This is a genomic window from Candidatus Vallotiella adelgis (assembly GCF_020541305.1).
GTDB classification, from domain to species: Bacteria; Pseudomonadota; Gammaproteobacteria; order Burkholderiales; family Burkholderiaceae; genus Mycetohabitans; species Mycetohabitans adelgis.
The window spans coordinates 548,129-571,855 of the sequence record NZ_CP047396.1 but is presented as its reverse complement, the minus strand read 5'-3'; the positions used below and the strand labels follow the sequence as shown (position 1 = coordinate 571,855).

Sequence of the window (23,727 nt, the reverse complement as noted above, 5' to 3'; positions counted from 1 at the left end):
GGATTACACCGCAGGAGATCCCTGAATTATAAAAGTAATTGATTGGTGACGAGCGGTATAAATTGTCCGCAGTGTAATAGTAAGTGAACAGTTACTCTAAACTAGGTGCCGGCTATGTGTGCCGGCTTGTCGATTAGGATGGCGGTATTTTAATTAGTTGTTTGATGAAGTGCTCTTAGAGCTGCCCGACTAAGCACGCCCACCCGTCGTGTTCACACCAAACAGAAAGTTTTGTGTGGTACGAATAAGCCGATGCGACTTCATCTAATTGGTGTACTAATATCCCAGACAGCACAAGCCTTCCGCGTGGCCTTACTTTAGAGATTAACATCGCAGTCATTAGCTTTAGTGGATTGGATAAGATATTAGCAATCACAATGTCGAACTTGTTTTCGGGGCACTCGTGAGGTAGTCCATACGAGATATCAACATGATTGAGCTCGCTGTTATACTGAGCTAACTCGATCGCTTTCGGGTCGATATCTATGCCCACGACCGTCGAAGCCCCACATTTACGAGAGAGTATCGCTAGAATTCCAGAGCCACATCCATAATCGAGCAACGAGTCACCGGCACACACATACCTCTCAATCCACTCCATACACAGACGTGTTGTTGGATGACTACCGGTACCAAAAGCGAGTCCCGGGTCAATTTTCACTACTATAGCGCTCTGCTTCGGTGCCTCATGCCATGAGGGCACAACCCAGATCCGCTGGCCGATATGAATCGGCTTGAACTGAGATTGCGTAAGTTTCACCCAGTCTTGTTCCTGAACATCGTGCACGGTGAAGATCAGCGTCGTAGATAGGTTTGCCTCCTTTGCAGCAGCCTCTAACAATACAGCTGGATCTTGCTCAGCGGAAAGCATTGCAATTACACGCGATCGTATCCACGCGGCACGGTCTGGCTCGAAGGAGGGCTCACCAAACAGTGCTTTTTCATTCGGCATGTTTGCATCAGCATCTTCAACGTAGACTGAAAGTGCGCCAAGCTGGAGTAACGCGTCCGATAAAGGCTCGGCGAGCTCGAGCTCAAGTTCTATGACGACTTCTCGATAGCTCAGCTTATTGCCCTTTCTTGGGAGTAACCTGCTGCTGAGCAGCTAACTTATCTTCGAGGTAATGGATACTAGTACCGCCTTGGACGAACTTAGCGTCTAGCATCAATTCCTGGTGCAATGGAATATTTGTCTGGATACCCTCAATCACTATTTCGGATAGTGCAATATTCATCCGGTTTATCGCCTGTTCGCGGGTTGCACCATATGCGATCAGCTTGCCGATCATCGAATCGTAGTTTGGGGGTACTAAGTAACCGTTATACGCATGTGAGTCGACGCGAATGCCTGGTCCACCAGGCGCGTGCCATGATGTAATCCGTCCCGGCGATGGCGTAAATTTAAATGGATCTTCTGCGTTGACTCGGCATTCTATCGCGTGACCGTGGAATATAATATCTCGTTGCCGAACTGATAGCTTCTCACCTGCCGCAATGCGGATCTGCTCCTGAACAATATCTATGCCGGTGATTAGTTCGGTTATGGGGTGCTCAACCTGGAGCCGGGTGTTCATTTCGATGAAGTAAAATTCGCTATTTTCGTATAAAAACTCGAATGTTCCAGCACCAAGATAGCCCATTTTTTTACACGCCTCGGCGCAGCGATCCCCGATTCTATCGATTAGCCTGCGCGCGATATGAGGCGCGGGAGCTTCTTCGATTACTTTTTGATGGCGTCGCTGTATCGAGCAGTCGCGCTCGCCAAGCCAAACTGCACTCTTAAACGAGTCAGCCATTATCTGGATCTCGATGTGTCGCGGATTTTCCAGGAATTTTTCCATATAAACCTGTGAATCGCCAAAAGCGCGGGCGGCTTCTTCGCGTGTCATCTTTGTTGCATTGACTAGTGCAGCCTCTGTATGCACGACTCGCATACCACGCCCCCCACCACCGCTTGCTGCCTTGATGATTACAGGATAGCCGATTGAGCGTGCAATCTTAAAGATTTCCTTCGTATCGTCCGGTAATGCACCTTCTGAGCCCGGAACACACGGAACACCTGTCTTGATCATAGTTTGCTTAGCGCCAACCTTATCGCCCATCAACCGGATGGTCTCCGGGCGCGGGCCGATGAATGTAAAGCCAGATTGCTCGACTCGATCAGCAAAATCGGCGTTCTCGGATAAAAATCCATAGCCTGGATGGATTGCCTCTGCGTCAGTGACTTCCGCCGCGCTGATGAGTGCCGGCATGTTCAAGTAGCTCAGATTTGATGGTGCAGGTCCGATGCAAACCGCTTCGTCGGCAAGCCGCACGTACTTTGCCTCTTTATCGGCTTCCGAATAGATGATAACGGTCTTAATGCCGAGCTCGCGGCACGCACGCTGGATGCGCAGTGCGATCTCTCCGCGGTTAGCAATGAGTATTTTTTTAAACATAGGCAAAGCAACCCGTTAGCCGATTATGAACAGCGGTTGACCATATTCGACGGCCTGGCCATTTTCGACAAGGATTTCCTTGACCATGCCCGTCTTGTCGGTCTCAATCTCGTTGAGTAACTTCATGGCTTCGATAATGCAGATCGTCTGGCCATCCTTCACTGAGTCACCTACTTGCACAAATGGATTACCTCCGGGCGACGGTGAGCGGTAGAATGTGCCAACCATGGGTGAGGTGACTATATGGCCTTGTGCCATAGCGAGAGGAGTCGATACGGATGCATCAGACTCAGCTGGTACGACGGACGTACTGATGACTTGCGGAGACGGAGTATATTGTTCTCGGGACGTCAAGTAGACGGGCGCCGCATTTTTGACGATCCGGACCTTGCCTTCACCTTCGGTGACTTCAAGCTCCGAAATACCGGACTCAGATACCAGATCAATCAGGGTTTTGAGTTTGCGTAGATCCATCAGAGGTCCCAAAATTTATGTGGCATAAAGACGGCCACTGCCCAGAATAGCGAAGATGTAGTGTAGTTAAAAAGACATTAATTCGACCGTCTCAGCCGTTCTAGCGCAAAGTCTAGCGCGTAAAGATAGCCTCGCCAGCCAAGCCCACAAATCACACCTTCCGCTAAGTCGGAGAAATATGATGTATGGCGAAAGGCTTCGCGTCGATGCACATTCGATAAATGAATCTCAACAAACGGGGCTCGAATTTCTGAAATTGCATCTCGGATCGCAATGCTAGTATGTGTAAAAGCGGCAGGGTTAATCAGCACAAAGCTAATCTGCTCATCGCGCGCCTGGTGCAGTCGGGCGATAATTTCGCCTTCGTAATTACTCTGGAAGCAAGTAAGCGTTACTTTTGCCGCGGCGGCTTTCTGTGCTAGCGCTTGTTCGATCTGAGCAAGTGTCTTGCTGCCGTAGGTCTGTGGCTCGCGCGTGCCAAGCAGATTTAAGTTGGGACCGTTAATAACTAGGATGCGAAGACTCATCATAGGATTCATTTTTTTTAAGGTTTCGCGCACTGTACCGCTGATTTCAAAAAAAGTGTCTAGTTTTTGGTGCGCTCACTACTTCAAAGAATAGGTGTTCACCAAAATATAGTAGCTGTAGCCTCCGTCCAACACGCGACAGAAGGTAGGTAACCGCAGAAAATCTATTATGTATCAATAAATTTTCTATCTACTTGCGATCAGTGACTAGCATATAAGCAGCCGTACCAGCAATGCTAGTCACTGCCTGTTTTAGCTGTGCCAAAGAATAGCGAGTGTTATACACAATTGCGCTGCTTTAGTTTTATCCGTGCGGATAATAATTAATGTGTGCCATTGTGTTCAATATAAAAGTACACAGCAATCCGCTGCTGTAGCTAGCTACATAGGCTATATAGATAGCCCCCTATCTTGGGTTAGAATTTCGATAAATCTCGTCAGGCACGCTGTTCTGTGCCGAATCGAAACAAATGCCGATGCAGGTATATCTCTTTATGCGTAAGCGGCATTACAACCTAGGCGGCAACGGTATTTTCATCAAAAAGCGAGCATCATGACACTGGTTAGTGCTGCTGTGTAGATATGCCGGACTTTCTATATCTAGCAGATTATCGTGCGCCACGCGCGTAGAACTTGAGGTGCATGTTGATGTGCGAGAAGCGGCTGAAGGAGGCTAGGATACGATATCACGTTGTCACATATTCGTAAAAACGAACCTCCATCTTCTGTATAGTGTGCTTTGGTTGTAGTATAGGAAGCACCGAGGGGCTCTCCTCTCTACTTAATTCGCATTGACAAGTAAACCACGCTATGCAAATCATTTGTGTCGTACATTGCAATACGAATACCGACGGTATTGCTGTCAGCGATGTGGGCAATAATGCTCAATATCTCAATGGCTCCTTGGTTGGCAAAATAGCGTTTCAGGTACCCCATACTGTAAATGGATGCTGAAATAAATGCCAGCTACACCATTAAGTAATCCGCTCGTTCAGTAGGATTTTAATTGCATAGGTTTAGCTGTCCCGGCTCGGAGCAGCTTTCTACGGCTCTGCTACAGAAAGAGCGATAAAAATTTTATCTTAGAATAACGCTAAATATTTCAGTATTTCTTCTTCGATCTAGTTTTTATCCAGGAAATATTTCTGAGAAGCATATATCTCATCAGCAGATAAGCCCAACCGCTTTATGATTAAAGCATGTATAGGTGTGTCTGCCTTCAGTAATCCAGCGCGGGCTGCCTACTATCGCCATTTTATCGCAAATACGGTCCAGCTTCGACATGGTTTTGAAGCGCTAGCAGTAATATAATCTAGTTTATACTCGGATACCGTATTGCCATCTCAGAGAGTACCTCTATTTCAATGTCTCAATATTCTATTTGAATCTATACCGGTTCCAAGCGCAGTTTGATGATAAAGCGACTCAATTTACTTGTGGAAGGATCTAAAATGCCATTTATGATCATATGCTCAGTATCTGAGGTATTTATATCAGAAGCATGGCTATGTCGGCGCGTGCTTCGGTATAAATTTAAGGATTGCGATCTGTAGCACATACATACTGATGAGTACTCAGTGATAAAGTTAGGACATCGAGTTGAACCTGTTTGTCGTCGGTAATATAGTAATGCTCGCTGTAATAATTCTGCCGATTCGGGCAACTTTATATCATAACTTCGTGCGGCATTCATGTGCCGACTGACAAGGCGGCAATGTCGTTTAGTAGTTTTCGTGACGTGAGGTACCGTATAGGGAGTGCATGATTGAATTAATGAGGTGATTGCATATAGTCACTATGCGTCGCATACCATCTAACAGTAATAAGTTGAACTATCCACTAGCTGGTTCGGCTACATCAGCCGATGTACAAAGGCTCAGATTCTAGCTGTTATAAAGCCTCGCCTGAAAACAATGAAACTCGGCCCGGTACGATGAAAGTACATTTTTCTGCCAGGTCAGTCGTTAAGGTTACGCGTGTTATGCGTGATGAATATTGTGATGAGAAATAGCGGTTTCGGTAGTATTCAATAACAGCTACCTTTGGGGTTTCAAAAAGACCGGGGAGCGATATAAGTTCTATACCGTCACGGATTTCGCGTCTGGCCTCGCTTAGCTGCGCTAAAACTTACTTATAGCACCAGAGATTGCTGGTTGAACGAATTAGCATTTTGCTAAGTGGGTTTTTTTATTATTTATCTGAGCGAAGATCATGATTAACTAGCAATACTACAAAGTAGTAGTGACGTATCGTCACTTGTCAGTCTATCCAGGTAGGCGAATTTTATAGCATGGTAATGGCTCCTCAAGTTCCATTAAAATACATCATCTTGATGTGTTTGCCATGCGGGATTTCCGCAATCGCGCGGCGAGTTGGTTACTTTCCACAATCAGTGACGCAGTCTTTAACTGCCAGGCATACCTGCACACCACACTGCTATACGCAGTACACCGATCGATAGTAGTAACTATGCGACTAAAGATTTTCCAATGTGCTTGGATAAGGGGAGGTGTTCTTGTTTTTTTCGACATCGATACCAACCTGCAAACTCAGCCTGGTATAGGACTGCTCCTCGTCGGCAAACGATGCCTTTTTGTTGCGAGAGTACTAAGTGAATGTTTTTTTTGAGGAATCCGGTAGCTTTAAGGTTGGCATAGTATTGAACCAGCAAAATGACGCGCTCCAGGTCGAGTTGCCGGGTGGGCGTCGCGCTAAGGTGCGTAGCAAGGACGTTCTGATCGAATTTGATAGTCCGAGTGCCGCCGACCTGATGGAACAAGCTGATTTAGCGGCAAAGGAAATTGACTTGCATTTTCTTTGGGAAATCTCTCCACCAGACAAGTTTCGTTTCATTGACCTAGCGAATGACTATTTCGGTGGTACACCGAATGCTGTGCAAAAAAGCGCGCTAGTGCTTTGCATGCATAGTTCGCCAGTCTACTTCCGACGTAAGGGGCGGGGACAGTATCAGCGGGCCCCTGAAGAGCAGCTGAAGACGGCGCTCGCGGCGCTGGAGCGCCGGCGCCAACAGGCAATCGTGCGGCAAGAGTATGAGAAAGAGCTTAAAGCCGGTAGGCTACCTAACGCGTTCGATGGCAAGGTGTTAGGCTTGCTTACGCATTCAGACAAGAATTCGATTGAATACAAAGCGCTGGAGGCAGCTGCGCTTGCATTAGGTAAGTCAGCAGCACAATTAATGCTGGACATCGGTGGTATCCCATCAGCACGCGCGTTACACGAAGCACGGTTCCTATCTGAGTACTTTCCGCATGGAACCGGCTTCCCCGCGTTGAGCGTGGGTCCGTTGCCGGAGGATTTGAGTGAGGCAATTGGCGTGCAAGCGTTTTCTATCGACGACGCAACCACCACTGAGATCGACGACGCTTTTTCGGTTCAGTCCATATCGGATGGACGCATTAGGATTGGTATTCATATTGCTGCACCTGCACTAGGAATCGAGCGCGGAGACACTGTAGACGCCATTGCGCGTGAACGCCTGTCGACCGTCTACATGCCAGGCGATAAGATAACAATGTTACCAGACGATTTTGTTAGCAGATTTACCTTGAAAGAAGGTGGATTACGGCCCGTAGTGTCGCTGTATTTAATCATTGACACCGCTACACAGGATATCGTAATGACTGAGACAGTAGTTGAGCATGTATATGTGGTGAGCAATCTGCGACACAATGTGTTAGACGAGATTATTAGCGAGCAGAAACTCGAGGCTGGTACCGGGAACTACCCACACAAACACGAGATAGCAGTGCTATGGCTATTTGCCAAAGCTTTATACGAGCGACGCCAGCAGGCGAGAATCGGCTATGGTCTAAGGCGTGAACTTCCACGCAATATCGACTACAACTTTTACGTCGACGGCGAGCATATTAGTATCACGCCACGCCGTCGTGGTTCGCCATTAGACTTGATCGTCGCGGAACTAGCGATTCTAGCAAATAGCCGCTGGGGTGCATTTTTGCATGAATACGGTGTCCCGGGCATCTATCGCGTGCAACGCTCGCTCGGTCCAAATCGTACACGGATGCAGATCACGCCAGCGCCGCACGAAGGGCTGGGTGTAGCACAGTATGCGTGGAGTACCTCGCCGCTGCGCCGGTATGTCGACTTAGTGAATCAGTGGCAGTTGCTGGCGTGTGTCCGACATGGTGTCACTGCGAAACTAGCTGCACTGTTCAAGCCGCAGGACTCGGACTTATACGCTATTGTGCAGAATTTTGACGAAACCTATACAGCATATGCTGATTATCAGCGGCGTATGGAACATTTCTGGTGTCTGCGCTGGCTGCAGCAAGAAAAAATGGACCGGGTAGTAGCTACGATCATTAAAGATGATGTCGTGCGGCTGCAAGCAGTTCCACTTCTATTGCATGTGCCTGGCTTGGGTGTGCACGTACGTGGTACGTATGTTCTGCTCGAAATGATAGAAATCAACGATCTACGGATAGAAGCGTCGTGCCGGCTTATCGAAGTACTGGGCGTAGCATCCTTGATAGGCAACGATATGACATATATACGCAATGATCCTAAGGTAGCGCTATGAATATGCTGCTGGCTCGTAAATCCCGTGGACAAGGCCTTAATCGCTATGCAGTCATTGGCAACCCAGTAGCGCATAGCAAGTCGCCGGATATTCATGCAAACTTTGCCAAGCAGACGGGCGAGATAGTCGAATACGGGAGGATTTTTGCACCAGTGGATGGCTTTGTGCAGGCTATCGATGCTTTCATATTGGCCGGTGGGCATGGGTTAAATATTACGATACCGTTTAAACTGCAGGCCTATATGTTGGCAACGCGGCGTTCTAAGCGAGCAGAAGCGGCTGGAGCAGTGAATACATTACGTTTTGACTGCATTGACGGTCGCATTGATATCCTAGGCGACAACACTGATGGAATTGGGCTAGTCACCGACGTTGAGATGCATTCGTGCGTCACATGCAAGGGCGCCCATGTTCTGCTACTCGGCGCGGGGGGTGCAGCGCGAGGTGTGATCCTACCCTTGCTAGAGCGACGACCCCGACGGCTAACGATTATCAACCGGACTGCGGCGCGCACGTTCGAACTTATTGAACGCTTTACGGCGTTTGCCCAGGCAGTAGATTGCATATTAGAGGGTGGCGCGCCGGGCGTAGAGCACGGCGTTTACGATATCATAATTAACGCGACATCTAGCAGCCTCAATGGGACTGTGCCGGTATTTGCACCAGCATCTATTTACTCAAATACACTCGCGTACGATATGATGTATGCGGCCAAGCCCACGGTATTTATGCAGCATGCTGCACGTTTAGGAGGACGTACTAGCGATGGTCTCGGGATGCTTGTGCGGCAAGCTGCAGAATCATTCTTTTTCTGGCGTGGCGTACGCCCTAATCCAACTCCGGTACTAACAGAGCTGCGAGCAACCTTAGCGAATTGCTAGAGTTGCGCTAGAAACGCTGTACTCTATGATGTGTTCGCATGTAAACTACGCTACCTAAATGGTAGTATAGCCCTACATTAATTTAACAATGTATAATTATTTTGTGGATATATCCTTCGGGTATATCCTGCGGAATAGATTATGATAAAAGCGTGGTATCCTTGTGCTCGAGTATCCAAATTTTTTGGACTTGTAAAAAAAGGCCGAGTTAAGAAATTCATATTATTGCATAAACTCAGCAATTTCTCGGCAGTTACTCCAATTTTATTGCTGCTTCTTCAGAAGCAATATATCTGCAAAGCCTAAGTATTAATCATACTTGAATGCTGGGAAGCGCTACTTAAAAAGTAAGAAATTTTCGGTTGCTGCCGGGGTTGTCGTGTTGCGAATCTTTTAGATTTTTGCGATAATGTTGCAGAAGATAATTTTTAGTCAGGTTTCCAAAATACAGCCTACGTTTCAGCGTAGATAAATTTTTGCGGCACGCTTTAGAAAGCTTTCCGCCTATATTCTATAATATAAAAAATATGAGTATATTAGAAATAGCGATCTAGTAATAGCACAGCAACCTAATTTAATCTGAAGATTAACATAATACGCCTAACGGAAGCTCCGCCCGTTACTCTGTACTAGCATTATGCAATCAATCAGAGACAGCGCTTAGATAACCAGCCAGTATCATATTATTTTCCCTGCGCGAAAACAATAGCACAACAATTCATCTGTCTAAGCGTGAGCGAAGTATCTCTTGTATACGAAGGTAGGATACAGATTTGTTTGCCGCGCGCTGTTCGTGGTGTTTCTACAGATCCCGACATATGTCCTTTATTATTTCCCTGGAGCGCGTCTGGAAAAGCACACGATCACTATTATGCGTTGGACTCGACCCGGATCCACTTCGCTTTCCTCTGCATCTGGCCGGGCGCGTGGATGCTATCTTTACATTCTGTCGAGAAATCGTCGATGCTACCGCGCCTTATGCCAGCATATTCAAGCCACAGATCGCTTATTTTGCTGCATACCGCGCGGAAGAGCAACTTGAGGCATTAATTACACATATACATACGCGGCACCCTGGGCTGTTAGTGGTACTAGATGCCAAGCGTGGTGACATCGGCAGTACTGCAGAACAATACGCACGCGAAGCATTCGAGCGATATCACGCAGACGCGGTGACGGTCAATCCCTATCTTGGTTTAGACTCGATTAAGCCATATCTTGCGTATAAAGAAAAAGGTATAATAGTGCTCTGCCGAACGTCTAATCCAGGTAGTTCAGACCTGCAATGCTTGGACACCGGCGGGAAACCTCTATATCAGCATATAGCAAAGCTTGCTGCAGAGCAATGGAACATCAGCGGACAGCTTGGGCTGGTAGTAGGTGCGACGTTCCCAAAGGAAATTTATGCGGTTCGCCAGCTCGTCGGTACGATGCCACTGCTGATCCCAGGAATCGGTGCGCAGGGCGGTGATATTCAAGCAACAGTTAATGCTGGTCGTACAGCTGATGGAACTGGCATGATAATCAACTCGTCGCGTGCAATTCTATACGCCTGTAGCGATGAAGATTTTGCATCATCTGCAGCTGATGCTGCTCGTTCTACACGCGACGCGATCAACTTCTATCGTAACTAGATGATAAAGAAATAATCGGCTTTTCTTTGGATGCAAAGGGCTAACGTGAGTACCTGCACAATGCTTAAGTTTTACTTATGATGCGTTAGTTTTTTCATTTAAATATAACCGAGGCTATCTTCTTAAAGTTGCTTTAACTTATCGAACGCCGATCATCCTGATTTTAGCTATGCTCAAATCATTACGAAACTTCCGCCTGAAGCAGCTAGTTCTACCTGGAAATTTTGTGACTACCGTTATGAGTTGCTCGTCGCGTAAGTGCTGGGTAGCGTGAAGCGCAAGTTAGTAGGCTACTATATCAGCTGCTATTAAATATAAATAGCTTTTTAAATAGCGCAATAACAAGCAATGTAAAAAATGCCGCGATGATATCGTCGCACATAATGCTAAATCCGCCAGAAAACCGCTTCTCGAAAAAACGGATCGGTGGCGGCTTAACAATATCAAAGAAGCGGAATATTAGAAATGAGCTCAATTGGCTGGAAAAACTGGTCGGCATGATGAACAGCAGCACTAGCCAGATCGCGACGACCTCATCCCAAACCGCCGCGCTCGGATCTTTTACACCCATGCATCGTGCAGTGAAGCCAGTAAAGCCGCATCCAGCAACAAAACTAACAGTGATCAGTACCCACCATTGAACGCCGCTCAAGTACCGATTCAATATGATGAACGATACCCAGCCCAGTAAAGTCCCGGCCGTACCAGGCATCACTGGCAACAGTCCGATACCAAAGCTGAACGACAACACGTGCAGTGGATGAGACAACATGAATCGCATAGTGGCGTGCGAGCGCAACGCGCTAGCCAGAGTCATTGGCACAACATGCGGTCAGCACCTATCAGAGTTAGAAAAATCATGCTTTATAGAAATGGTCAAAACTACGCCAAGTTTTGCTGATAGAGGCACCAGACGCATCATACCAACGCACTGTGTGTGGGTCGATCGCGGCAGCATTATCCGTGTCCGTCGACAAATGTCCTAGAGTATATATTATACCTATCCGCGTAAGCGGCACGCCGATATGTACGGCGAGCTCAAGCAGCGTATTACGGCGGCTTGGCGGCGCTGTAAAGCATAGCTCATAGTCGTCACCACCCTCAATTATGCAGCGATGTTGAATCGATAAAGGTTGCGCGCGTAGGGTAGCCGAGCGTGGTAGCGCGTCGATGTCTACGCATGCAGTTACGTTAGAACGTTTAAGAATATGCGCTAAATCTCCAGCTAATCCATCGGACAAGTCTAGCGCAGCGTGTGCTACGCCCCTCAGCGCAATGCCGAGCGCAATACGAGGCTCTGGCATCTGCAGAGCATGACATAATGCAGGTAATTCGTCCGCGGCGAGCGGCCATTCGTTGCGTAGTGCACCTAGCGCTAGTCGCGCATCCCCTAGCGTACCGGATACCCAGATATCGTCGCCAGGCTTAGCAGCGTCACGGCGCAGTGCTTGTCCGCAAGGTACATCGCCGAACACAGTAATACAGATATTGAGTGGTCCTGAGGTAGTATCGCCACCGACTAACTCACAGCCATGGCGTTCAGCGAGCGCAAACAGTCCATGCGCGAATGCATCGAGCCAGTTCTGACGAGCCGAGTGCACATCCGGCAGCGCCAGCGCCAGCGTGAACGCACGCGGTTCAGCCCCCATTGCGGCCAAGTCTGACAGGTTAACGGCTAACGCCTTATGTCCCAGCGTCGTCGGTGGGACGTTGGCAAAGAAGTGGCATCCCTCGATTAACATGTCGGTCGACACTGCTAATTCGTGCTCAGGTCGCCCAGTAAGTAGCGCACAATCGTCGCCAATTCCTAATACAGTGCCACAATGCAGTTTCCCATCACGGCAGGAAGAATAACGATCAATAAAGCTAAATTCAGATAAGGATGTCGGCATGATATAAAACAAAGCTTGCAACACAAGGGTGCGCACTATATCGTCCACGGCACGACCTGTGCAGTGCTCTCACTGAGAGGCTGGTAGGCAGAGTACCCATTCAAGGTCTGCCAATGACGCTACAATGCAGCTCAAACATGCATTCTAATCCGCTCTGCCAGACCATTATGTCGACACCATCCAACAGCAAACTGCGCGAAGATGCGCTTGAGTATCACGAATTCCCAACTCCGGGGAAGATTGCTATCGCACCTACTAAGCAAATGATGAATCAGCGCGATCTTGCGCTGGCCTATTCACCAGGTGTAGCGGCGGCATGCGAGGAAATTGTAGCCAATCCTCTCAATGCAGCACGCTTTACTGCGCGCAGTAATTTAGTGGGCGTGGTTTCGAATGGCACAGCCGTACTAGGCCTAGGTGATATCGGACCGCTTGCGGCTAAACCGGTCATGGAAGGTAAGGCCGTTCTATTTAAGAAGTTTGCTGGAATCGATGTATTCGATATTGAACTAAACGAGAAAGACCCGCAAAAGCTTATTCAGGTGATTGCCGCGCTGGAGCCCACTTTCGGTGCTATTAACCTGGAAGATATCAAGGCACCAGACTGTTTTATGATCGAGCGCGAGTGCCGAAAGCGAATGAAGATTCCGATATTCCACGACGATCAACACGGCACTGCAATTGTAGTTGCCGCAGCGGTGAGTAATGGACTGAAAGTCGTCGGAAAGTCGCTCAACGAGGTAAGGGTAGTTACCTCTGGCGCGGGGGCCGCGGCATTAGCATGTCTGAATCTGCTTCTTGACATGGGATTGAAGCGCGAGAACGTATTTGTCACGGACTTAGCTGGCGTAGTCTACGAGGGTCGCAGGGAACTGATGGATCCAGATAAGGCTCTATTCACGCAGGCCACGGATGCACGTACGCTATTTGATGTGATTAGTGGTGTAGATATTTTTCTCGGTTTGTCCGCCGGCGGTGTGCTAAAGCCGGATATGGTCAAACACATGGCGAACCAGCCGCTTATTTTAGCACTGGCTAACCCGACACCTGAAATCCTGCCGGAGGTTGCGCTCCAGGTACGTCCGGATGCTATCCTAGCGACTGGCCGAACTGATTACCCAAACCAGGTTAATAACGTCTTATGTTTTCCATTTATTTTTCGCGGAGCGCTTGATGTCGGTGCGACGACAATCACGAAAGAGATGGAAATTGCTGCGGTCAACGCAATTGCCGAACTAGCTCGCCAGGAGCAAAGCGACATCGTAGCCACAGCATACGGGATTCAGGACCTGACATTTGGTCCTAAGTACTTGATTCCAAAGCCATTTGATCCACGTCTAATCGTGAAGGTTGCATCAGCAGTTGCTCAAGCTGCAATGGATTGTGGCGTTGCGATGCGACCAATTGAGGATATGGGCGCTTACAGGCAGCATCTGCAGCAATTCGTATATCACAGCGGCACCACGATGAAGCCGGTCTTCCAAATCGCCCGCAGCATTAATGCAGATAAGAAACGCATCGTATTTGCCGAAGGCGAGGAGGAACGTATCCTGAGAGCGGTACAAATCGTGGTCGACGAGCAGTTAGCTAAGCCTATCCTGATCGGACGACCGGCTGTAATCGAGCAGCGAATTGCGCGTTACGGGTTACGACTCGTGGTGGGGCAAGATTTTACGATGGTTAATACTGATCATGATGAGCGGTATCGCGATTTCTGGCAGACTTATTTTAAGATGATGGCGCGCAAAGGCATCACGCAGCAGCTGGCGAAAGTTGAGATGCGTCGACGAACTACGCTCATCGGTTCAATGCTAGTACTTAAAGGCGAAGCTGACGGGATGATCTGTGGGACCATTTCGACAACACATCGGCATTTACACTTCATTGATCAAATTATTGGAAAACGTGCCGGCTGTTCGGTTTACGCCGCGATGAACTGCCTAATCTTGCCAAACCGGCAAATGTTCCTAGTTGACACGCACGTAAATGTCGACCCAACACCCGAGGAACTCACTGAGATTACATTAATGGCTGCGGACGAGGTACGTCGCTTTGGTATCAAACCGAAGATTGCCCTATTATCCCACTCTAATTTCGGTTCTAGCAACGCGCCAAGCGCTAAGAAAATGCGCGACACGCTTGCGTTACTGCGGAAATACGCGCCGCAACTTCAGATAGATGGTGAAATGCACGGCGATGTAGCACTTGACGCGAATCGGCGTAATTTCGAGCTGCCGGGGGAAACGTTGGAGGGTAACGCCAACCTTTTGATTCTGCCAAATATTGACGCAGCTAATATTTCGTACAACCTACTTAAGACCGCGGCGGGTAATAACATCGCAATCGGACCGATTTTGCTAGGTGCCGCAAAGCCCGTGCATGTGCTAACTGAGTCAGCAACCGTACGACGCATCGTGAATATGACTGCGCTGCTGGTAGCCGATGCAGCGGCAAGCTCCAAGGAATCGGGGGGCGATATCCGGAATAGAAAGTAATAGCTTGGCTATCACTGCACGACGTGTGGCACATAAGATACATACACCGTACGCGGATACAAAAAAGTGCATCTTATAAATAAGAGACTTCGTCGTCGATATTTTTTAGGGGGGGTGTCACTAACACCTCCCATACTCTCATTCGACCTGCCGCGGCCTGACATTAGTGGTCGAAACACGCTGTTGCGCATTTTTTTAAACGTTCGACTCCCGCATACGGATCCTGTAAAGGAAATGTTCCGGACGCAAGCAAACTTCCGATGACCACAGAAATCCTCGAAATATAGATTACTCAATAACTATTTAAGTAACGTTAGAATCTAAAACATCATTGATTATTAAGGTGATGCGGGATAACCTTGCACTTTTAAGAGGCGCATGCGTGTCTCTTGCTCGACGCTAAGTACATAATTAGCGGGTGTCTTTGTTATGACATGCCTACGGTAAATGTTACTGTCCCTAGCATGACTTGCTTGGTTTCCATCTTGTTAGATGCCATACTCGCTGCTATCAGATGTACTTATTAGCATCAAGCTTGATAAAGTATTCGTTGCCGATCTACCCGGTAAAAATTAATTCACGTTCAAATCGATACGTAGATGCATGCGCGTTATCGCAAAGTACTAAGAATCCTCTGCAGACGAGAGCGCTGCACGATACCGGTAGTGCTACTATCACACTAGAAACTATGCGCGTTTTCAAATAAATTGTGGAATGAACATGATTATAAGCGACAACACTTATCTACAAGGAATCAGGATTGCGAGCAAGTTCGCTCTGAACGACGGCAGGCTGTTTTAGCGTGTACTGCGGCTTAGCAGCGCGCCAAACGTGAGCAGCGCCGTATCGGCGCGCTGCTGTCCAATGAGGAAAACATGAGCTTTTTCAAGACGGTTCGCTCGAACATCGTGCAATCGATCCGTGCGTTCCGCGTGCCGGAGTTGGCTGACGAAGCGGCCCGGCTGGGTCACCATTTCCTATATGCAAATTGCACGGTCGCGCAGACAAAGACGGAAGTCCTCGAGACAATCTCGACGTCGTTTCTTTTCCCGAAGCACTTCGGTAAGAACTACGATGCTTTATATAATTGCCTAACAGACGTCATATATAAGGTAGGGGAACAACCTGGTTTTGTGATCGTGCTCGAGGGTTTACCAGCGACACAAAAGTTTGACAAGGAGTCTCGCGAAACCCTGCTGGATGTGTTTCGCGAGGCAGCTGAATTCTGGTCCGAGAAGAAAGTGAACTTCCGCGTGTTCTACTCGTTTTCTTGACACAGGTTGAGTCCATTCGTGCATAGCGGGACATGATGTGATCTACCCCGACTCTTATTCCTCACTGCTTACAGACATGAGTGCGCTTGCAGCGGTGCTGCACAAGCGCACTCATGTCTGTAAGCTTTTTCACGTGCAGTATGCGAGGACGGAGGCCAAATTACCTACAGTGCAATCGCCAGCAGTATTATGCTAGCTATGCTAATAAGCGTCTTGAGTTTCAAGATCGGCGAGCTAGAAAGGAAACGGCATTATATGTATATAATGCACATAGCAATGTAACGCTAGCATCTGCATTCAGACAATCGATGTTGTGTAGGATGATACTAATTGCAATATCAATCAACCGGATTTCTTGGATAGAGAAGAATAGTGCCGCTTTCCGCGGTTTGTATTAGTAGACTTCAGATCCCTATGCGAGTTCGCGACATAGCACAATACGTCAAACAGCAGCGGGACCTATCTGTTAGAATAGTTTGTTTTCTCGCGAGTGCGCCCGCATGCAATCATTCATTCGCTGGCAGGACCGCGGCGAGTCGCGAGTCGCGGTCCTGCTATTCCTGAGTCTAGATCTAACATGACAACCCCGCCCAATACCCAGACTACTATGATGGCTAACGCAATCCGTGCGTTGACTATGGACGCCGTTCAGCAAGCTAATTCTGGTCATCCCGGAATGCCAATGGGAATGGCAGAAATTGCTGTGGCGCTGTGGACGCGCCATTTGCGGCACAATCCAGCTAATCCGAATTGGGCTGATAGGGATCGCTTTGTTCTGTCTAATGGACATGGGTCGATTCTGCTGTATGCGTTGCTTCATCTGAGCGGCTATGATCTGCCAATAGACGAGTTGAAGCGTTTCCGTCAACTGAATTCGAGAACACCTGGCCATCCAGAAGCTGGCATCACATCAGGTGTCGAGACGACTACCGGACCGTTAGGTCAGGGATTGGCAAACGCAGTAGGTATGGCGCTGGCCGAAGCGCTGCTAGCAGCTGAATTTAATCAGCCAGATGCAAAGATTGTTGACCACTATACATATGTGTTTGTTGGCGACGGCTGTCTGATGGAGGGGGTATCGCATGAGGCATGTTCGCTAGCTGGCACACTGGGATTATCGAAGCTAATCGTATTATATGATGATAACGGTATTTCGATTGACGGAGATGTAAAGCATTGGTGTGTTGACGATACCCCGAAGCGTTTCGAGGCTTATGGATGGAATGTGATCCGCGCGGTTGATGGCCATAATGTAGATGCAGTCGATGCAGCAATCCGAGCCGCGAAGAAATTAAATAAGCCGACGTTAATTTGCTGCCATACTATCATCGGAAGAGGAGCGCCAAATAAAGCTGGCAGTCATAATGTGCACGGCTCGCCACTAGGCGAGTCGGAGGTTGCGGTGACACGCGCGGCTATCGGCTGGAACGCCGAGCCTTTTATGATCCCACAGAATATTTATACACTATGGGATGCGAAGAAAACCGGCATACGGGCTGAACACGAGTGGAGTGAGGATTTTACTGTATATCGCGAAAAGTATCCTCGGCAAGCAGCTGAGTTTAAGCGTCGTATCGCTGGCCAGCTGCCAGCGCATTGGGTTGATTCTGCGCATCGCCTAATTTCTGCCGCCAATAATCGTGCTGAAACAGTTGCTTCTCGCCAGGCATCGCAACAGACAATTGAAGAACTGGCTGCAGCATTGCCGGAGCTGCTGGGTGGTTCAGCCGACCTTACAAGTTCAAATTTGACCAACTGGAAGGCCAGTAATCCGGTACGCGCTGGACGTGAAATCGGCTCCCAGGCCTTACAATGGGGAAATTATATTAATTACGGGGTGCGAGAATTCGGTATGAGCGCCGCGCTCAACGGAATTGCGCTGCACGGCGGCTACTTACCGTTTGGCGGCACATTCCTAACCTTCTCGGACTACAGCCGCAATGCATTGCGGATGGCTGCACTGATGAAGACTCGCTCAATCTTCGTATTTACGCACGATTCCATCGGGCTTGGCGAGGATGGTCCAACGCATCAGTCAATCGAACAAGTATCGAGCCTGCGCTTGATTCCTGATATGGATGTGTGGCGTCCAGCCGACTCGGTCGAGACTGCAGTAGCCTGGACGCAGGCAATTGAGCGTTATGGGCCATCATCGTTGATTTTCAGTCGACAAAAGCTAGCGTTCTCATCCCGGACCGACGCGCAGATTGCAGATATCGCTCGTGGCGGGTATGTGCTGTGCGACTGGAATAATGATATCCCGGCCCGTAAGGTGATCCTTATTGCGACGGGCTCCGAAGTTGAGCTTGCACTAAATGCCATCAAGCCGCTTTCGCACATAGGGGTCAACGCCCGCGTCATATCGATGCCGTCGACCACAGTATTTGATCGACAGAATGCTGAATGGTATGAGTTTGTCTTGCCACGCGGCGTGCCGCGTGTGGCAATTGAGGCCGGCGTTACAGCATTCTGGTATAAATATGTAGGAATCGAAGGCGGTATTATCGGGATTGATACGTTTGGAGAATCGGCGCCAGCGAGTGTTTTGTTTAAATACTTTGGCCTTACAGTAGATAACGTTATCAAAACTGTTAAGTTGGTACTGGATTAAGCTGAGAGTGTGTGTTATGCCGGCCGAACTGCGCATTACACATATAGACAGGAGTGTAGCGATTCACTAATTAGGAGGTAAATATGACGATTCGCGTCGCAATCAACGGTTATGGCCGTATTGGTCGCAATACACTGCGCGCTCATTATGAAGACGGAAAAAAGCATGACATCAAGATCGTTGCAATCAACGATCTTAGTAATGCTAAGACCAATGCGCATCTTACCCAGTATGATACTGTACATGGCAAGTTCCCAGGCACTGTCTCGGTTGACGATCACTACATGACCGTCAATGGCGATAAGATTTATGTTCTCGGGAACCGTAACCCAGCTGAGCTTCCCTGGAGTGATCTCGATGTAGATATCGTACTTGAGTGTAGCGGTTCCTTCACATCAAAGGAACGGGCAAGCGCGCACCTATCAGGGGGCGCAAAAAAAGTTGTGATCTCGGCACCGAGTGGAAAAGACGTGGACGCGACAATTGTCTATGGTGTGAATCACCAAGTGCTAAAAGCAACTGATACAGTCATCTCAAACGCCTCATGTACAACAAACTGCCTTGTGCCGCTAGTTAAGCCGCTGCACGAAAAAATTGGTGTCGAAAGCGGCCTAATGACGACGATTCATGCATATACGAATGATCAAGTGCTAACCGATGTATATCATGAAGATCTACGACGCGCACGCTCAGCTACGCACAGCATGATCCCGACTAAAACGGGCGCAGCAGCGGCTGTCGGAACAGTACTACCAGAGCTGGATGGTAAGCTAGATGGCTACGCAGTGCGCGTGCCAATGATCAACGTGTCAATCGTTGATCTATCGTTTATCGCGTCGCGCGATACAAGCGTAGATGAAGTGAACAAGATTCTAAAAAAGGCATCGGAAAGCGCGCTCCAGGGCATCCTTGCTTATAGCGACACACCACTTGTATCGATTGACTTCAATCACAACCCAGCGTCTTCGATATTCGATGCAACCCTGACAAAGGTGTTAGGCCGTCTCGTGAAAGTATCAAGCTGGTACGATAATGAATGGGGCTTCTCAAATCGGATGCTCGATACGACAGTAGCACTAGCTAACGCGAAGTAACGCGCCTAAGAATGTCTTAGGCGCTGTAGAAAAGTCATTCATATGAGTTATACAAGTATATTATTCTTATTGAATTTAGAGGTTCCCTAAAGGAAAGAAAAGAGCCAATTCGTAAGGTCGGTTCTCTGCTTGATGTAGAGAAAGCATCTTCAGATATAAGCTGCGGGTTTTCATCAAGTTCCGTACTCTACTTTGCTCTTCTGAAGAGCTACTGACTAAAGCGTTACCGCTCTTAATTTACTTGAAAACATTGTCTCATCCAATTGACGGGGGGGCTACACTTCTCTCCCGAGTACTCTGATAAGAGTACTCGTATTATAATAACTAGGATGTAGCCCATTTTAATGGGTGAGGGATTATTTAATCTAGTCTATGAAAAATAGACAGTACTTAATTCCTGAAAGCACGATCTCCGTGGTTGATAGATATTTCGTATCCCGCATCCTAAATTATTACAAGATATAAGCAATACGTTGACAACATAGATCTTAATCTTTCCTAAGAAACACTGTATTAGTTAGATGAAATAAATATAGAAGATAAATCTTATTTACGACGTTTCATGTGATCTAAATAGATGTTGCGTGTTTCATTAAGCTAATATATCCAAAATCTGTTAGGGCTTAGGTCAATATCCTAATAAAATTAAGCATACGTATCGTTTGTTCGTATCTAAATTTTCTACTGCTATCGGAAAAATATTCTATATAACTAAGAGAAAAATTTCTGGATTAGTATAGTTTTCTTGTTATCTTCATGTCTATACATTACATTAGTTTTTCGTTTTTCTCTATAGAAATAACTAGAAGTTATTATCGAAATTTTTTTAAAATTATATACTCTTCATCAACATGAGAATTCTATTGCACATTTACTTGTCAGCTTATCTGGAATAGCCTATCGCTAGTAGAATGCAGCTTCTATTGTTTAGCGAACAAGAATTAATCTCAGCGAGCCGGTAGCTCATATTGCAAGTAATATACTTGCTGCAGTGTATAGTACAGTTCGTTTGGCGTAGTGTTTCTATATGAGACTAGAGCACGATTACTATCGTAGTGAGCTAGTACAAAAAAGCAATTAGGCTTTCGCTCTATTATATCGCTGCGCTTTTTATAGCTTGCGATATGGACAGTATTCTTTTATGCAAGAGCCGTACATTGCGAGAGCATGTTCCTGCAGCTTGAATCCCCTTTCTTTAACGATTAATTGCTGGCGGTACTCGATCTCGAGGTCGTAGAATTCTTCAACCCGGCCGCAGTCTAGGCAGACTAGATGGTCGTGGTGCGTACCTTCGTTGAGTTCGAATACCGCTTTGTTAGATTCGAAGTTGCTTCGTGTAAGCAAGCCAGCCTGTTCGAACTGTGTTAACACTCGATAAACAGTTGCTAGACCAATATCTAATTCTTCATTGAGTAATTTACGGTATACATCTTCTGCCGTCAAATGTCGAACAGCATTGCGTTGAAAAATTTCTAGAATTTTTAGGCGAGGCAAGGTTACTTTGAGCCCAATATTCTTAAGATTAGCGGGATTAGTCATCACTAGGTATCCCTAGAGTAGAATGCGAAATTCTCATAATAATAGGTTTTGAGGCTTCCGGTCGGCGTAAGCGTATTCCTGAGCTAAAATCAATCAAAACCTCAGATGCGTTTTATTGGTAAAATGGGCTAAATGTTGTTTTAAAAATCGCGTATGCGTAGAACATTTTTTTTAGTAATAACCCGCTTCGTTATTCTTGCCGCTGTAGCTTCGCTCAGCGCATGTACGACATATGACGGTTGGATGAAACGCGTCGTGCGTTCGATTACTCCATATCAGATTGTGGCTATGCAAGGTAACTTTGTATCGGCTGAGGCTGCATCAAGGTTACGAATCGGAATGTCCCGAGACGAAGTGCGTAGCGTGCTAGGCACACCACTCCTCGCTGGCATATTCCATGCCGACCGCTGGGATTATATGTTCTATTTTAAGCGTGGATTGACTGCTATTGTTCAGCCTCAAGATCTAGTGGTACATTTCGCTGGCCAGCACGTAGTGAGCTGGACAGGAGCAGAATGCCTTCCATCCGAGCAGCAGTTAATCGCTGCAATTGATGGTGGCCACTGCGTATATTTGAAGAAGGCGCCGTCTAAAGCTGATTTCGCTGATGCGTTGTCGTCAAAAGCAACGTCGAATATGCTGATAGCACAGGAGCTAAAACACAGTATAGTTGTAACGAGTAACATCAGTAACACTAATCCAAGCTACTAATACGGAAGCTGCAACCGTGGTAACCATGTGACTGATCGGGTATCGAATTTACAGCCCCTAAGTACAGGGTGCTCCCCTGTACATCTAAAGTTGTAGTATCGGCGTACTGCACAGTTAAACCCCCCCTCTTAGGGGGCATTTGCTTCGGACGACAGATATTCCACCGTTGCCGGATCTGTCAATCTAGACTAGTCTAGTTAATACTGCAGACCTGCAGAAATAGCGCAGTGCTAGGAGCACCGGGTGGTGCATAAGGAGTATGTAAATGATGAAAATTGCTATTACAGGGGCATCGGGCCGCATGGGTCAGATGCTGATTAAAACAGTACTGAATACGTCAGAAGTTATTCTGACTGGCGTGTTGGAGCGTACAGATGCTGCGGTGCTGGGGCAAGATGCTGGCGTATTCGCTGGGCGGAAGACTGGTATCGTTATCACTGATGACGTAGAGCGCGTCCTCACGCATGCAGACGTGCTGATTGATTTCACGAGGCCCGATGGTACGCTTGAGTATCTTGGGATTGCGCGTCGGCATGGAACTCGTATGGTCATTGGCACAACGGGTTTTTCTAAATCACAGAAGGCTCAGTTAACTTCCGCCGCGCAGACGCTCGGGATAGTGTTTGCACCGAACATGAGCATGGGCGTGAACGTGACATTAAAGCTACTTCAAATAGCTTCTACCTATTTCGCTACCGGCTATGATATTGAGATCATCGAGGCGCACCACCGGCATAAAGTTGATGCTCCGTCCGGAACAGCGCTAAAAATGGGGGAGGTGATCGCGAAGGCATTAGGTCGTGATTTAGCATCTTGTGCTTTGTACGGACGGCATGGTGTAACCGGTGAGCGTGACTCGTCGACGATTGGATTTTCAACTATTCGCGGCGGAGATATCGATGGTGACCACACAGTGATGTTTGCCGGAACCGGCGAGCGGATCGAAATCACGCATAAGTCAGCAAGCCGGCTTGCGTATGCTCAGGGTGCGGTACAGGCTGCCCGTTTCTTAGCTAGCCAGTCCGCGGGGTTGTACGATATGTGGGATGTTTTGAATTTGCACTAGCTAGTTCCGGACATTAGCATTGCAGCCTTGAATTTAGTCATGTACTGACATCGTATGCATTAGATTAGTACATGTGCTATTCATTAGTACATGCGCTATTTGTCGGGCTGTTCAGCACTGTCCGCTGGATCTAGTTGAATAATCTTGCTTGGTTATTCATCCTAGTGGTTGGCAATTCTTGCTTTTATTACACTCAAAATGCTGAGTTATTCTATGCGAATAGATCAAGAATATCTATAACGATTCGTGAATGATCGACGTGCCTATATGAGAGTACAAACTAACGCCAGCTTCTTACACATTTTCAATACTAATAGATTTATACGGTACAGCTATCAACTGCGTTGATAGAGCTTGCCCGCTTATATTTTAGTTTTTCTACTATCTATCATACGACCCATTATAATCCGTTTTCCACAGCGCGATAAGTGATCGCAAGCTAGGCTGATACATATGAGCTTGTGATGCTATTGTGTTTGATATATGACAGCCCGCCCTGTCAGCAGCTTTATAGGCGCTATAATACACGT

14 protein-coding genes and 2 pseudogenes are annotated in these 23,727 nt (G+C 47.5%); 9 read left to right on the top strand and 7 right to left on the bottom strand.

Features of this window, described 5'->3' with window-relative positions:
* Window positions 1–175: 175 nt before the first annotated feature.
* From prmA to aroQ, 4 genes are all read right to left on the bottom strand, one after another.
* The gene (gene prmA, locus GJV44_RS02075; RefSeq protein ID WP_226806874.1) at window positions 176–1,066 is read right to left on the bottom strand and encodes a 50S ribosomal protein L11 methyltransferase; all 891 of its coding nucleotides are present in this window, start codon (window positions 1,064–1,066) and stop codon (window positions 176–178) included.
* 1 nt (window position 1,067) lies between these two features.
* Window positions 1,068–2,438, bottom strand: coding sequence for an acetyl-CoA carboxylase biotin carboxylase subunit (accC, locus tag GJV44_RS02070; RefSeq protein ID WP_226806828.1), 1,371 nt, complete (start codon window positions 2,436–2,438; stop codon window positions 1,068–1,070).
* 15 nt (window positions 2,439–2,453) lie between these two features.
* A complete protein-coding gene (gene accB / locus GJV44_RS02065) occupies window positions 2,454–2,912 on the bottom strand; it encodes an acetyl-CoA carboxylase biotin carboxyl carrier protein (protein ID WP_226806827.1) in 459 nt (152 codons plus the stop codon).
* Between the two features lie 77 nt (window positions 2,913–2,989).
* A complete protein-coding gene (gene aroQ, locus GJV44_RS02060; protein WP_226806826.1) occupies window positions 2,990–3,439 on the bottom strand; it encodes a type II 3-dehydroquinate dehydratase in 450 nt (149 codons plus the stop codon).
* A 2,611-nt stretch (window positions 3,440–6,050) separates the two neighbouring features.
* Between aroQ and GJV44_RS02055 the strand changes: the two are divergent.
* The 3 genes and pseudogenes from GJV44_RS02055 to pyrF form a co-directional block, all read left to right on the top strand.
* Window positions 6,051–7,961, top strand: a pseudogene (locus GJV44_RS02055) (ribonuclease catalytic domain-containing protein); the annotation flags it as partial.
* A gap of 41 nt (window positions 7,962–8,002) precedes the next feature.
* On the top strand, window positions 8,003–8,881 hold the full coding sequence (gene aroE, locus GJV44_RS02050; RefSeq protein ID WP_226806873.1) for a shikimate dehydrogenase: 879 nt from the start codon (window positions 8,003–8,005) through the stop codon (window positions 8,879–8,881).
* A gap of 818 nt (window positions 8,882–9,699) precedes the next feature.
* Window positions 9,700–10,515 carry an orotidine-5'-phosphate decarboxylase gene (gene pyrF, locus GJV44_RS02045; RefSeq protein WP_226806824.1) on the top strand — a complete coding sequence of 272 codons (816 nt, stop codon included), beginning with the start codon at window positions 9,700–9,702 and terminating at the stop codon, window positions 10,513–10,515.
* 298 nt (window positions 10,516–10,813) lie between these two features.
* On the opposite strand, the gene GJV44_RS02040 is transcribed toward pyrF, so the two are convergent.
* Both GJV44_RS02040 and thiL read right to left on the bottom strand, forming a co-directional pair.
* Window positions 10,814–11,332, bottom strand: a complete 519-nt coding sequence (locus GJV44_RS02040; protein ID WP_226806872.1) for a phosphatidylglycerophosphatase A family protein — start codon at window positions 11,330–11,332, stop codon at window positions 10,814–10,816.
* A gap of 40 nt (window positions 11,333–11,372) precedes the next feature.
* Window positions 11,373–12,407, bottom strand: coding sequence for a thiamine-phosphate kinase (thiL, locus tag GJV44_RS02035; RefSeq protein ID WP_226806823.1), 1,035 nt, complete (start codon window positions 12,405–12,407; stop codon window positions 11,373–11,375).
* Window positions 12,408–12,574: 167 nt separating this feature from the next.
* Between thiL and GJV44_RS02030 the strand changes: the two genes are divergently transcribed.
* The 4 genes and pseudogenes from GJV44_RS02030 (at window position 12,575) to gap (ending at window position 19,881) form a co-directional block, all read left to right on the top strand.
* Window positions 12,575–14,902, top strand: coding sequence for an NADP-dependent malic enzyme (locus GJV44_RS02030; protein ID WP_226806871.1), 2,328 nt, complete (start codon window positions 12,575–12,577; stop codon window positions 14,900–14,902).
* Between the two features lie 807 nt (window positions 14,903–15,709).
* A pseudogene (locus tag GJV44_RS02025) lies at window positions 15,710–16,176 on the top strand (barstar family protein).
* Between the two features lie 577 nt (window positions 16,177–16,753).
* Window positions 16,754–18,787: a transketolase gene (gene tkt / locus GJV44_RS02020; RefSeq protein WP_226806822.1), complete on the top strand. Its 2,034-nt coding sequence runs from the start codon at window positions 16,754–16,756 to the stop codon at window positions 18,785–18,787.
* A gap of 83 nt (window positions 18,788–18,870) precedes the next feature.
* Entirely contained in the window at window positions 18,871–19,881 is a 1,011-nt protein-coding gene (gene gap, locus GJV44_RS02015) for a type I glyceraldehyde-3-phosphate dehydrogenase (protein WP_226806821.1), read from the top strand.
* A gap of 1,110 nt (window positions 19,882–20,991) precedes the next feature.
* Here the strand turns inward: gap and fur are convergent.
* Window positions 20,992–21,420, bottom strand: a complete 429-nt coding sequence (fur, locus tag GJV44_RS02010) for a ferric iron uptake transcriptional regulator (protein ID WP_226806870.1) — start codon at window positions 21,418–21,420, stop codon at window positions 20,992–20,994.
* A gap of 153 nt (window positions 21,421–21,573) precedes the next feature.
* Here fur and GJV44_RS02005 point away from each other — a divergent pair, with 153 nt between their 5' ends.
* Window positions 21,574–22,131, top strand: coding sequence for an outer membrane protein assembly factor BamE (locus tag GJV44_RS02005; RefSeq protein ID WP_226806820.1), 558 nt, complete (start codon window positions 21,574–21,576; stop codon window positions 22,129–22,131).
* Between the two features lie 268 nt (window positions 22,132–22,399).
* Window positions 22,400–23,197 carry a 4-hydroxy-tetrahydrodipicolinate reductase gene (gene dapB / locus GJV44_RS02000; protein ID WP_226806869.1) on the top strand — a complete coding sequence of 266 codons (798 nt, stop codon included), beginning with the start codon at window positions 22,400–22,402 and terminating at the stop codon, window positions 23,195–23,197.
* Window positions 23,198–23,727 lie beyond the last annotated feature (530 nt).